Source organism: Nocardia sp. NPDC051570, assembly GCF_044454005.1.
Taxonomy (GTDB): domain Bacteria; phylum Actinomycetota; class Actinomycetes; order Mycobacteriales; family Mycobacteriaceae; genus Nocardia.
In genome coordinates this window covers 75,949-87,868 of the sequence record NZ_JBITDI010000007.1, presented here as the reverse complement: position 1 = coordinate 87,868, position 11,920 = coordinate 75,949, and the positions used below count along the sequence as shown (strand labels likewise).

The 11,920-nt window shown below is 62.9% G+C and carries 12 protein-coding genes; 7 read left to right on the top strand and 5 right to left on the bottom strand.

Annotation, left to right across the window (positions count from 1 at the left end; genetic code table 11):
• Positions 1 to 50 precede the first annotated feature (50 nt).
• Positions 51 to 338: a hypothetical protein gene (locus ACIA76_RS19120; protein WP_397153157.1), complete on the bottom strand. Its 288-nt coding sequence runs from the start codon at positions 336 to 338 to the stop codon at positions 51 to 53.
• 134 nt (positions 339 to 472) lie between these two features.
• Positions 473 to 889 (bottom strand): PPOX class F420-dependent oxidoreductase, encoded by a 417-nt coding sequence (locus tag ACIA76_RS19115; RefSeq protein WP_397153156.1) that lies wholly within the window; start codon positions 887 to 889, stop codon positions 473 to 475.
• A 226-nt stretch (positions 890 to 1,115) separates the two neighbouring features.
• Here ACIA76_RS19115 and ACIA76_RS19110 point away from each other — a divergent pair, with 226 nt between their 5' ends.
• Genes ACIA76_RS19110 through ACIA76_RS19100 form a run of 3 tightly spaced genes read left to right on the top strand, consistent with a single transcriptional unit; the run spans position 1,116 to position 3,969 of the window.
• Positions 1,116 to 1,457, top strand: a complete 342-nt coding sequence (locus ACIA76_RS19110) for a hypothetical protein (RefSeq protein WP_397153155.1) — start codon at positions 1,116 to 1,118, stop codon at positions 1,455 to 1,457.
• A 5-nt stretch (positions 1,458 to 1,462) separates the two neighbouring features.
• Positions 1,463 to 2,722 (top strand): caspase family protein, encoded by a 1,260-nt coding sequence (locus tag ACIA76_RS19105; protein WP_397153154.1) that lies wholly within the window; start codon positions 1,463 to 1,465, stop codon positions 2,720 to 2,722.
• A gap of 44 nt (positions 2,723 to 2,766) precedes the next feature.
• Complete coding sequence (locus ACIA76_RS19100) at positions 2,767 to 3,969, top strand: restriction endonuclease (protein WP_397153153.1); 1,203 nt, start codon at positions 2,767 to 2,769, stop codon at positions 3,967 to 3,969.
• Positions 3,970 to 4,043: 74 nt separating this feature from the next.
• On the opposite strand, the gene ACIA76_RS19095 is transcribed toward ACIA76_RS19100, so the two are convergent.
• Positions 4,044 to 5,279 (bottom strand): oxygenase MpaB family protein, encoded by a 1,236-nt coding sequence (locus tag ACIA76_RS19095; protein ID WP_397153152.1) that lies wholly within the window; start codon positions 5,277 to 5,279, stop codon positions 4,044 to 4,046.
• Between the two features lie 113 nt (positions 5,280 to 5,392).
• Between ACIA76_RS19095 and ACIA76_RS19090 the strand changes: the two genes are divergently transcribed.
• The 4 genes from ACIA76_RS19090 to ACIA76_RS19075 all read left to right on the top strand — a co-directional run bounded on the left by ACIA76_RS19090 (position 5,393) and on the right by ACIA76_RS19075 (position 9,946).
• Complete coding sequence (locus ACIA76_RS19090; protein ID WP_397153151.1) at positions 5,393 to 5,965, top strand: TetR/AcrR family transcriptional regulator; 573 nt, start codon at positions 5,393 to 5,395, stop codon at positions 5,963 to 5,965.
• A 56-nt stretch (positions 5,966 to 6,021) separates the two neighbouring features.
• Positions 6,022 to 7,794 carry an FAD-dependent oxidoreductase gene (locus ACIA76_RS19085; RefSeq protein WP_397153150.1) on the top strand — a complete coding sequence of 591 codons (1,773 nt, stop codon included), beginning with the start codon at positions 6,022 to 6,024 and terminating at the stop codon, positions 7,792 to 7,794.
• A gap of 82 nt (positions 7,795 to 7,876) precedes the next feature.
• A complete protein-coding gene (locus ACIA76_RS19080) occupies positions 7,877 to 9,472 on the top strand; it encodes an ABC transporter substrate-binding protein (protein WP_397153149.1) in 1,596 nt (531 codons plus the stop codon).
• Between the two features lie 15 nt (positions 9,473 to 9,487).
• Positions 9,488 to 9,946 (top strand): pyridoxamine 5'-phosphate oxidase family protein, encoded by a 459-nt coding sequence (locus ACIA76_RS19075; RefSeq protein WP_397153148.1) that lies wholly within the window; start codon positions 9,488 to 9,490, stop codon positions 9,944 to 9,946.
• 149 nt (positions 9,947 to 10,095) lie between these two features.
• Here ACIA76_RS19075 and ACIA76_RS19070 read toward each other — a convergent pair whose 3' ends face one another.
• Together ACIA76_RS19070 and ACIA76_RS19065 are read right to left on the bottom strand one after the other, a co-directional pair.
• Positions 10,096 to 11,007, bottom strand: coding sequence for a hypothetical protein (locus tag ACIA76_RS19070; protein WP_397153147.1), 912 nt, complete (start codon positions 11,005 to 11,007; stop codon positions 10,096 to 10,098).
• A gap of 197 nt (positions 11,008 to 11,204) precedes the next feature.
• On the bottom strand, positions 11,205 to 11,711 hold the full coding sequence (locus ACIA76_RS19065; RefSeq protein ID WP_397153146.1) for an SRPBCC family protein: 507 nt from the start codon (positions 11,709 to 11,711) through the stop codon (positions 11,205 to 11,207).
• Between the last annotated feature and the right edge of the window lie 209 nt (positions 11,712 to 11,920).

Here is an 11,920-nt window from a genome sequence, read left to right as displayed (position 1 = left end):
CGGCCCGGCGCCTACTTTGGGATGGAGCGCCGGGCCGCCGGTTGGCCGGTTCAGCTACTGCCGAACCAGCCCGGCGGGACAACCCGCTGCCACCCCCGGCCCGGATGATGGTGGCGGCGATCGTAGGGATCGCAGTCGCCCCGCTGGTCATGGCGATTCCAGTCCCACAGGCCGGGCTGGTCCCACGGATTGTTCCAACTGTGGTGCGTGATTTCGGTGGTGATCGGTGTGCTCACCGTCTCGGCCTGAGCCGAAACGGCGAGCACGCCGAGAGGAGCGGCCACGAGGACCCCCGCCACGACCACCCGTGCCACCGTGCGCCTGATATTCGATAACAAGGTGAATCCTTCCAACGTGGTTCCGCTGCAACTACTCTCACCCACGCCGCCGCCCCGGTCACTAGTGTTGGCACGACCTCCGGGTGGATTTCATCCTCGAGGATGACCACCCTCCGGAACCACCCCGAGCCCGATCACTCGAAGTCCCTGACCTCCCCGTCCGGATTGGCCCGATCGATATGCCAACTCCGCACCCGCCGCGGCCGAATCCGAATGATGTCCTTGCAGAACCACTCCGGCGCCACCGGCGGAGTCTCGACGGTCAGCACCTCCGCGACACCCCGGATCTCCACCCCCCGCCCCCACCCGGGCTTCACCTCGTTCGGATCGTCGGGAGTCATATCGTCCACCACCAGACTGACATTCGGGTTCTGCCGCACATTGCGGTACCGCGCGGCCTCGGGATTGGGTCCCCCGATGTCGATGGTGCCGTCGGGGTTCAGTTGGAAGCCGACGGGGACGATCTGGGGCTTGCCGGACGGGCTGACTGTGGCCAAGCGCGCCAGGGACTGGCCGGCTAGGTAGGTGCGCTCGACTTCGGTGAAGGTCATGAGCTCAACGGTAGGACCTGGAGAGCGGTTGAGGTCAAGGCCGTCCTGGTCTTCGAACTGTGGCCAGAGATGGTCTCCCCGTTGGACCTTCGTGTCTTCCACGAGGGAACGTTTCGAACGTGGTAGACATCCAGATGGTGTCCAGCGCGCCGGCTTACTCGCGTACGAGGTTCGGGTGCGATGGCGGAGCGCTGTCACCGTGGGGACAACGCAGCGGAGAAGGAATATGCAACTCGATATAACGGTCAACTCGGATCAGCCGGTCGACGATCTGATCTCGCTGAGCCAGTGGCTGCGGCGCGAATCCGAGCTGGCCAGCGGCGTCGCAATGACCCGCAGAACGCCGTCCGAGGAGGAGTTGGGGGGCGCCTGGGACCTCGTTACGGTCTCGTTAGGATCCGGTGGGACCGTTTCGGTGCTTGCGGCCAGCTTGTCCGCGTGGTTCCGCAATCGGCCACGGACGATTATCAAGATCAAGCGTGGTGAGGAGAGCCTTGAGATAGACACCAACCGGGCCAAGGATCTTCCGGAATTGCTCCGTGTGCTCACCTGCTCCGAGGCAGGGTAGAACGAGTGGGGGATCAGTCCGGGCGGCGAGCTCTCCTCGTCGGTGTATCCCAATACGACGACGAGGCATTCCGTGACGTACCTGCCGCTCTGAACAGTGTTCGAGCCATCAAGAGCATCCTGATCGACCCGAAACTCTGTGGTTGGCCCGAGGAATGCGTTGTCCTGATAGAGAATCCGCGCAAGCCGATCGACATCGGGCAGCCGCTGCGCAAATTGGCTCTGGAGGCCACGGACACACTACTGGTGTACTTCGTCGGCCATGGCGCGCTGGACGAAATCGGTGAGCTTTGCCTCGCGGTGGGTGAGAGCGAGTGGAGTGATATCGAATTCTCGGGTCTCGAATTTCGTAAGTTGAGGCCGATCCTGAAAAGTAGTCGAGCCGGCGCGAAAATCGTCATCCTTGACTGCTGTCATTCGGGCAAAGCGATCGAAGCCCTCGCTGGCGGTGAGTCCGAAATTGCCAACATGACGGAGATCAGTGGCGCATACACGTTGACTGCTGCTGAGCAGGCCGCCCATGTTCCCAGCCCGCAGCGGCCGAACAGTCGAACTTCGTTCACTCATGCGCTGGTTGAGATAATTCGGCATGGCATACCCGGGGGAGGGGAATATCTGAACCTCTCCACTATTTATGGAATGCTGGTCCAGAGGCTGAATTCCGAAGGCTTGCCCAAACCGAACCAGCGGGGAACCAATACGGTTGAAAGTTTCGAATTCTCCCGGAACCCTGCCTTTGCATCAACGGTGCCCGGTGTTCGTTCGGTCGCTCAGCAGATCCCCGATGATCCGATCGAGCTGGACATGCTGCGTTCGATCAGGAAGCGTTTCCATAACAAGGAAGTCGAATTTCTGCAATGCGCTGTGGCCATCTGGAAATTGATTGCACCTTCCAGCGGTAAATGCGATATCGAGCTGGCTCGCTACGGACAGAATATGTCAGTCTTCGGGAAGCAGACTCTCGGGCCGGTGGATGCCCGGATCGAGCTGGATTTTATTCTCGAGGCGCGATGCTATCCGCCCGATCGCAGTGTCGATTTTGCGGATATGGATAAACTGACGTCTCGGATTCGAAACAGTCACTTCGGCGTATTCCTGACACTTTCCTCGATCGAAGAAGATGTGTATAAATATCTTCGTTCCAACGATCATCCGGTGGTCGTGATCTGCGGTAAGGACGTGGTGGATGCCTTGCGTGCGCATGGATGTAACAATGCTGACGACGTCGAAGAATGGCTGAGCGGTCAGCTTGCGCTGACGCCATAGGGTCATCTCCGTGATAAATCGGGAACAAGATACAGGGCGAGGTCATGTCGAACAACGAAAGCGCCGTTCCATACGATGAGTTGGATACTGCGGATCTCCATGTGGATCGGATATATGCCGGTAAGACTCTCAATGGACGAAGTTTGGACCCGATCAGCAAATTGTTCGGTGTCGGAGTTCAGGGCGGTATCCGATTCAAAGGTTCGGCGGTCGACAACGCGGTTCGGCTGGTGGTTTTGTATTCGACGGGCGAGGATCCAGATTGGCGGGATCAGCTGGATCCTCAGACCGGTCGTCTGACGTACTTCGGTGACAACAAGAGGCCGGGTAAGGATCTGCTCGACACCCATCTGAACGGTAATCTGGCCTTTCGAAATGCATTTCGAGACGGTCGGGGATCGGGTCAGGATCGACAACTGGTATCACCCTTCTTCTACTTCGAACGCGTCAGCAAGAAGGGGTCGCTGGTCCGATTTCGAGGCTTGGCCGCGCCGGGCGCGGAGGCGATGACCAGTTCCGATGAGCTGGCTGCCATGTGGTGGAGCAGAGATGGCCAACGATTTCAAAACTATTGTGCCCGATTCACAATACTCGACGCGCCTGTGGTATCGCACACCTGGATCGAAGGCCTTCTTGCGGGCAAACCGACCCTCAGTGATGGGTGCCCCCCGGCGTGGCGGGAATGGGTGGAGAGTCGAACCTATCGGGCGCTTGTGGCGCCGTCGACGGATACAGTTCGTAAGCCGGACAAGCAGGTTCCGACGGATATGGTCGGTAAGGACATCTTGCGTGCGATCCGACGCCACTTCGAGGGTAGGGAAGACTTCGAGGACTTTGCTCTCGCCGTGTGGCGTCTGATGGCTCCGGAGACGGGACCTCATACGGTTGCGCGCGAAGAGCGGCTCGGCCGGCACTATGTGGAAGGCGAGTACCTGATAGGTCCACCGGGCGACCAGATTCCGGTTGGCTTCGTCCTCGAGGCGGTGTCCGGCGCTTTGGACGCGCCGGTCACGGAGGTCAGTCGTCTCTCCTCCCGGTTGCGGCGCCGAGAGTTCGGCGTTTTCGTGACGCTGAGCTACTTCGTCGAGCAGGTCTATCACGACGTGGGAGAAGATAGCCATCCCGTCGCCTTGGTCTGCGGCAGCGATGTGGTGGAAACCCTGCGGCGTCAGGGCTTCGGCGATGTCGCGTCGGTGCGCGCTTGGCTCGACAGCCGTTTCCCAGCTGATCAGGCGGCATCGCTATAGATCGCCGCCCGGGACCTTGGAGCCTCTAGAGGGTCAAGACAACGCATTTGTCACCGATTTCGAGAACCTGTGGCTCACAGCCGCAGCTGCCCGACATCCGGGATGTCGTCACTGAAATAGCGGCGCAGAAGTCGCCGAGTCGAGCGCTCTCCCCAGCGCTCCAGTTGGTCTCGGCCCAATCCTGAGCGCGAAAGTGTTTGGTATCGAGCGATATTGGCGGCGATAGTAGCGGCGGCGGCCCAGGGTGGGCGGTATGGGAGTTGTAGTTCGTGCATTCCTTGGCGGCGTAGGAAGTAGCCCAGCATGCTCAGTAAACGCTCGCGGGCGAAGTGGCCGCTCAGATGTGGATGAGTGCCGTAGTGCAGCTCCGTTTGGGCGTCGACGACCGCGTTGGCCAGCAGTGGGCCCGCGGCGCTGATATCGCCCTGGGTGATCAAATGGTGGTAGTTGAGCCGGTGTTGGGCGGATTCGGTGTCGCAGAGCCAATCCTCGTCCACGCCGATGAGCCAGCCGACGTACTTCCACAGATGCATCACGGCGCGGGATTCGCCTCGGGTGACCCGGACTCCGAGTGCGCGGACGCCGAGTAGTAGCGCACCGCTGAACAAGCCCAGGGTCGCGGCTTGGTCGGACTGGTTCACCGGCAGGCCCCACATTGCGGTGTCCCATCGTCCGTTGGTTTCGAACCGCTGATTGACGAGGGCATGCATGACGCGTACATGAATGGTCAGCTGGAATCCGCGACCGTTGCGGCGCATGGCATTCGGACGCGCGATCGCGATCGCCCACTCCTGTGTCTCGGCCAGTCGCCGAATGGTCGTGCCGCCGGTCAACGCGCCCGTGGCGACCAGCAGATCGGTCGGTCCGCCGAAGCGATACGAGCCGATCAATGCCAACTGCAACAGCACATCCGCGGCGTTGGCGCCGAATCGGCGATATACCGCCGCGCCCTCGTCGAGGAGTTCGAAATCGACCCACTCGGGCACCCGATCGACGAGATCGAAGAATTCTTGCAGCGGTTCCGGGACAACCGGGAGCGTCTCGATCCCGGCCTCGAGCGCCTGCCGGAATTGAGTCATGGTGACCCGGTTCGGATCCGATCCATCCCGGATACGCATCGCGGCGACCAATCGGGCCGCGGGTTCGTCACGGTGCAGCAATCGCTCGCCGATCCGTTCGAGCAACGCCGGATCCGGCGTGTCGAGCCGAGCCAAGAGCCGCAACGGAATTCCCAAGCGCCGGTTGCGCGCCTCGGCCTGCCGGAACCGCAGCGGGTATGCGGCCCGCGCGGGTGCATCGTATGGGATCATGAACGGATGTTGACACGAGTCTTCGCTCGCATTCAATTCGCATTCGGGCCGCGATGACCGGCGCTCACCGCCATCCGCAGCGAAAGACCCCGCGCCAGGAGCGATCCCGGGCGATGGTCGAACGCATCATCGACGCCGGTCGGCGCTGTCTGATCGAATACGGCTACGAGGGCGTCTCGACCAATCGGATCGCCGCGACCGCCGGCATCAGTCCCGGGTCGCTGTACCAATACTTTCCGAATAAGGACGCCATCGTGTCGGCGGTCATCGATCGCTTCAGCGACGAACTCGCCTCCCGCATCGGCGCACGGGTATTCGACCAACTCGATCAGCCCGCGCCCGTCATCGTCCGCACGACCCTCGCCGCACTGCTGGACGAGCTCGATGTGCACCCCGATTTCCTGCGCGCCGTCGTCGAACGGACTCCGCGGCTCGAGGCGGCCGGGACGCTGGCCGCCTTCGAGCGGCGAATCGGTGAGCTGACCACCGCATATCTGATGCTGCATCGGAAAACACTGCGACCGGACGTACCACTGGACACCGCCGCGTGGATTCTCGTGCGCACCGTCGAACATCTCACCGTGCGCTATGTGCTCGACCGACCGTCGATCGATCGCGACCAGTTCCTCGACGAGATGAGCCGGCTCGTACTCAACTATCTGCGGCCGGTATCGAACGCGAATTGAATACGAGTAATCGTTCGTGTTAATACCATCCTGTCGATCGGCAAGAAAGGTGCGCAATGACCGGCGAACCGAGATCCAGTTCGTACACCCGCCGCGCGTTCGTCCGCACTGCCGCCACCGCGGGCATCGCAGTGTCGTTGGCGCACTGGGGAAGTCCACCAGCCCATGCCACGCTCGCGGCGCATCGGGTCGCGGTACTCGGCGGCGGGATGGCGGGGTTGGCGGCCGCGCACGAACTCGCCGAACGCGGCTTCGAGGTCGTCGTCTACGAACGTAAGGCCCTCGGTGGTAAGGCGCGCAGCATCGTCACCGACCTCCCCGCCCTCGACGGCCGTCGCCCGTTGCCCGGTGAACACGGCTTTCGATTCTTCCCGGGCTTCTATCACAACGTCCCCGACACCATGCGCCGAATTCCTTTCCCGGGCAATGGGAATGGTGTCTGGGACAACCTCGTGACCGCTCCGACGTCGCTGGTGGCCTTTGACGGCGGAGACATCCTGGTGCCGTTCGGCCTCACCCCCGAACTCCCGGGAGCGGTCACCCCGCAGGCATTGGCCGAATCATTGGTCGGCGTGGTGAAACTGGCGCAGCGGCTGCCGCCGGCCGAGATCGTGACCTTCGCGCGGCGGTTGGCCATCTTTCTCACCAGTTGCGAGGAACGTCGATACGGCCAGTGGGAGCACATCTCCTGGATGGAATTCATTCAGGCCCAGGGTAAATCCGAGGCCTATCGGCACTACCTCGCGAAGGTCCTGACGCGTGCGCTGGTCGCCGCGAAGGAGCAGGTCGCCAGTTCCCGCACGATCGGCAATATGGCCGACGCATTTCTGGCCACCCTGCTGTTGCAGGGCAACGACGGTGCGCCCGACCGCGTCCTGAATCTGCCGACCAACGAGGCCTGGATCGACCCGTGGGTCGACCATCTGCGGAATCTGGGGGTGCGATTCGAGGTCGGAGCCACCGTCGAGTCCCTGCGGGTCGAGCGGGGCAGGGTCGCGGGCCTCGGCGTCAGCGACGCCGAGGGTCGCCGCATGATCGACGTCGACTGGGTGGTCTGCGCCGTTCCGGTCGAGCGCGCGACGCGATTGTGGAATCGGGATGTCCTCGCCCTCGACCCCGCCCTCGAGGCGATGAACGATCTGTCGACCGATTGGATGAACGGTATCCAGTTCTATCTCACCAGCGACGATCCCATCACCGAAGGCCATATCGGACTGGTCGATTCGCCCTGGGCCCTGAGCGGACTCAACCAGGCCCAGTTCTGGCGGAGTCGCGATATCGCCCGCGATTACGGCGACGGAACCGTTCGAGACATTCTCTCCGTCGACATCTCCGACTGGAACACCCCCGGCATTCTCTACGGCAGACCGGCGGTGCAATGCTCGCGCGACGAAATCGCCGCCGAGGTCTGGGCGCAGCTGAAGGCCGCGCTCAACGATGGGCAACCGAACCGGCTTCGCGATCAGGATCTGCACTCCTATCACCTCGACCCGGCCATCCAGTGGTCGACCGTCACGGGCCGCAATACCAACGACGAGCCGCTGCTGGTGAACACCGCCGGCTCCTGGGACAAACGACCCGACGCCCGCACGGCGATCCCCAATCTCTTCCTCGCCGGTGACTACGTCCGCACCGATGTCGACCTGGCCACCATGGAGGGCGCCAACGAATCCGGCCGCGCCGCCGTCAACGCACTACTCGACGCCGCCGACTCCAATGCCCCACGCGCACAGGTATTCAAGCTCTACCGCCTTCCCCAGCTCGAACCCGCCAAACAGCTCGACCGGCTGCGCTACCTCGCCGGACAGCCGCATATTCTCGACGGCTGAGGCGACATCGCGCGAATCGCGGACACCGGAGGCCGGGATGGCTAGTGTCCGAAGGGGTTTGGAATGACAGCAGGAGAGTGCGATGCGGTTCGTGCGGGTCGGAGCGGTTATCGCCGCGATACTGGTGGCCACGAGTCTGGGGGCGGTGGGCTGTTCGTCGAGCGAGGGCGGCGCTGACATCATCAAGGTGAACGGCGGTGAACCTCAGAACCCACTGTTCCCGGCCAATATCAACGACAACTACGCCAGCCGGGTCATCGATCGCCTGTTCGCCGGGCTGCGGTACTACGATGCCGACGGCAATCCGCATGACGAGATGGCGCAGTCGATCGACACCAGCGATCGGCAGCACTACAGGATCACTCTGAAGCCGGACTGGAAGTTCACCGATGGCACCCCGGTGACGGCGAAGTCGTATGTCGATGCGTGGAACTACGGCGCGCTCAGTACCAATGCGCAGGTGGAGAACTTTGTGTTCGCGCCTATCGCGGGGTATGCGCAGGTGTCGGCGAATCCGCCTACGGCGCAGACGATGTCGGGGTTGAAGGTGGTCGATGACCGGACCTTCACCGTGGATCTGACGCATCCGTCGATCGATTTCGCGCTCGCGCTGGGGTATTCGTCGTTCTATCCGTTGCCGGAGGCGGCGTTCAAGGATCCGAAGGGGTTCGGGGAGCATCCGATCGGGAACGGGCCGTACAAGTTCGAGCAGTGGCAGCACAACGTGGCGATCGATGTGAAGCCGAATCCGGACTATCATGGGGGGCGGCCGGCGAAGAACGATGGGCTGCGGTTCGTGATGTATCAGTCCTTCGATACCGCGTATGCCGATCTGCAGGCGGGGAATCTCGATGCGCTGGACACGATTCCGGATACGGCGTTGACCTCGTATCGCAAGGATCTGGGCGATCGCGCCATCACCAAGCCGACGGCGCAGGACGATCTCATCGGGATCCAGAACAACGTGCCGCACTTCGCCGGGGCCGAGGGGGTGCTGCGGCGCAAGGCGCTGTCGATGGCCATCAATCGAGAGCAGATCTGCGACAACATCTTTCACGGGACCCGGATTCCGGCGCGGGACTTCACCGCGGCCACCCTGCCCGGTTTCGATCCGAACGTGCCCGGATCGGAGGCGCTGAAGTACAACCCCGAGGAGGCGAAAAGGCTGTGGGCCCAGGCGAATTCCCTCTCGCCATGGTCGGGGCGCTTCGAGGTGGCCTTCAATTCCGACGGCGGCAGTCAGGCCTGGATCGACGCCGCGGTGAACAGCATCAAGAACACCCTGGGCATCGACGCGGTCAGCGCTCCGTATCCGACCTTCAGCAACTTCCGGGCGGCGGTCACCGGCCGTACCGTCGGCAAGGCGTTCCGGCACGGCTGGCAGGGCGACTACCCCTCGATGCTGGAATTCCTCACGGCCAACTACTACAGCTCCTCGGGCACCAATAACGTCGGCTACGACAATCCCGAATACGACCACCTCATCGACGCCGCCCAATCCGCCCCGACCCCGGCCGAGTCCTACCGGGTGATCGCCCAGGCCCAGGCGCTGCTGTTCCGCGATATGGTCGACATCCCCGTGCTCGACTACGTCGCCGCCGCGGGCCGCTCCACCGCCGTGACGAAGGCATCGCTGACCTGGAGTGGGCTGTTCGATTTCGAGAACATGCAGAAGTAGCCGGATGATGCACCAATGGACGAACGCGAGCTGTTGGAGGAGTACGTCACCGGTGGTGGGCTGATGCAGTTGGCGACCGTCTGTGAGGACGGCACACCCAGTGCCTGCACGGTCTGGTACGTGTCGACGTTTCGACCCGATCGGCTGCGTTTCATCTCGCGGCAGGATCGGTTGCACTCCACCAATATTCGACGCGATCCGGCCGTCGGCGGCGTGATTCTGAAGGATCCGCCGGCCGAGCTGGGGTCGACGGCCCGCGGCGTCTCGTTCGTCGGGCGCGCGAGGGAGCTGCCCGGCACCGGAATCGATGCGAAGATCGCGGCATTCGTGGATCGCTGGCCGGGCGCCGCGGGGGTGCTCGGGGCGATGCCCGAGGGGGCGTCGCGGATGTACGAGGTGACCGTTCGGCAGTGGATTCTGTTCGACGAGAAGAACTTTCGCGAACACCCACGGCGAGAGGTTCCGGGGGCATAGGTCTGTCGGAGCCCGGAATGCACTCTGCGGGGTACATTCCGGGCTCCGGTCGGTCGGCGCGCTGGTGTGGCGACAGTGTCCCCACACCCCAGGGCGATGGTCGCGCCGATCAGGGGGATGGCTCGAATTACCGTTACATGTAACGGATCTCAGGCCGTGCAGTTCTTCTGGGCGTCCGTCCGAACCTTGCGCCCGGTGAACTCCTGCAGGATCGAGATGTTCTCCGGCGAGTAGTTCTGCTGGGTGATCTTATCCGCGTTCGGACTGCCGAGTATGCCGGTGTACGGTGCGGATTTCTCCAACCAGTAGGCGGTGCGCAGGAATTCGGTAAGGACCAGGTCGCGGAGTTTGGGCTCGTTCTTGATCTTCGCCCAGTAGTCGGCGTGGTCGGCCTTGGCGACGCGGAGGTAGAGCAGGAGGTATCGCAGGTTGGTCGCGGCGATGTCTCGGGCATTGCTGGCGCCGATGCCCTTGATGTACTCCTGGACGACGGTCACGGCGGGCAGGCCCATGAGCCCGGCGTTCAGCTCCGCGGTCACGCCCTGTAGATGGTAATCACCCTGCTCCTGATCGCGCAGGTAGATATCGTCCATATCCTTGCTGAGGTCGTCGGTGATCAACGGCAGGATCTCCCGGCGCGGAAAGCCGCCGTACAGCGGTATGCCGGTCATTTGCAGCGAGGCGTTGATCCAGGCCGCGGTGTGGTCGTCCCATTCGGTGCGCGAGGGGTCGAGGTCCCACATATGGGTCTCCTCGTGGATCGCCACCATCATCGACTCGGCGAACCCTTCGAAGCTGCCGGTCTCCACGAACTGATTCCAATTGGGGTCGCGCGCCTGCGCGATCGCCAGTTTCTGGCCGCTGGGCCAGCGCCGCTGATACATGGCCTGCAGGGTCGCCATCCAGTTCGAGCTGTTGAACTTGGCCCGAAGATCGCTCAGATCGGCTGTGGGAGTGGATGGTTCGCCATAACAGTAGGGCTGGGCCGGAGCAGCTGGCTGGGGTTCGGCGATCGCCAGCGAACCGGGCCCCAGCGACAGGACAAGGCAGGCGACAACCATGGGCAATAGGCGGTGAGGTTTCACAGCGACCTCGCTTCGGAGGAGGTATGTGGGAGGAGGTATGTGGAGGACGGATGCTGAAGGGCCGGGCCGGACAAATCCGGCGATGCACCTCATGCTAACGTCGCCGCCTCGCGTCGAATCCTCAAATCCCCACGCGCAGAACGAAAACAGACCGGCAATAGGGGTTGCGGGACCTACCGTGCCGCGATCGCGATCGCGAGCCGGGCGAGCGCGCGCAGTGGACGCACCGCCGGACTCCAACCTGCCGGTCGGCGCACCGAACCGGTCACCGCCCGCTCGGCGCGGTCGAGGAGGTCCTCGACACAGGCGTCGTGCATCCAGCGCAGCGCCAACGGCCAAGTGAGCCGCGAAGATCCGCGCAGGCGCACGACGATCAGATGGCACAGGATCACCGCATCCGCGCCGTCCGGCCGGACCGTGAACTCATGGAATCCATCGAAGCCGCGCGGGCCGATGATGCGGAACCGGACCCAGCGCCCGGGCTCGTACTGCTCGACCGTGTAGCGCATGACGCCGTGACCGCCGATCGCGCCGACTCCGAGCGGTCGATCGAAACGCACACTCGGCCAACGATCTCCGGGCCAGAGCCGGTCGTGATCGCCGCCGAGCCCGTCGATCAACGCCCCGACCTCGTCCTCGGTCCCGCCCAATCGCCGCGTGTGAATGTTGACCACGCTCATGCCATCTCACCCTTCTAGAGTGCTCCCTCTATATTGAATTGGAACATGCGCTCTATATGTCGAGGAAGGGTGAGGCCGGTCACGTATGTAAAACTGAGCGAACGCCTGGTCTGATCCGGTCGATATGGATGACAACCATCCTGCAAATGGCTACTGTCCGAGATCAATTGAGGCCATCCGGCAGGGCCTCGAGCATCTCGAGAACGGAG

Excerpts from the sequence above, each read along its gene's own strand:
- ACIA76_RS19115 (WP_397153156.1), bottom strand. The coding sequence starts at position 889 with ATGACCTTCACCGAAGTCGAGCGCACCTACCTAGCCGGCCAGTCCCTG.
- ACIA76_RS19110 (WP_397153155.1), top strand. The coding sequence starts at position 1,116 with ATGCAACTCGATATAACGGTCAACTCGGATCAGCCGGTCGACGATCTG.
- ACIA76_RS19100 (WP_397153153.1), top strand. The coding sequence starts at position 2,767 with ATGTCGAACAACGAAAGCGCCGTTCCATACGATGAGTTGGATACTGCG.
- ACIA76_RS19095 (WP_397153152.1), bottom strand. The coding sequence starts at position 5,279 with ATGATCCCATACGATGCACCCGCGCGGGCCGCATACCCGCTGCGGTTC.
- ACIA76_RS19090 (WP_397153151.1), top strand. The coding sequence starts at position 5,393 with ATGGTCGAACGCATCATCGACGCCGGTCGGCGCTGTCTGATCGAATAC.
- ACIA76_RS19085 (WP_397153150.1), top strand. The coding sequence starts at position 6,022 with ATGACCGGCGAACCGAGATCCAGTTCGTACACCCGCCGCGCGTTCGTC.
- ACIA76_RS19080 (WP_397153149.1), top strand. The coding sequence starts at position 7,877 with ATGCGGTTCGTGCGGGTCGGAGCGGTTATCGCCGCGATACTGGTGGCC.
- ACIA76_RS19075 (WP_397153148.1), top strand. The coding sequence starts at position 9,488 with ATGGACGAACGCGAGCTGTTGGAGGAGTACGTCACCGGTGGTGGGCTG.
- ACIA76_RS19070 (WP_397153147.1), bottom strand. The coding sequence starts at position 11,007 with ATGGTTGTCGCCTGCCTTGTCCTGTCGCTGGGGCCCGGTTCGCTGGCG.
- ACIA76_RS19065 (WP_397153146.1), bottom strand. The coding sequence starts at position 11,711 with ATGAGCGTGGTCAACATTCACACGCGGCGATTGGGCGGGACCGAGGAC.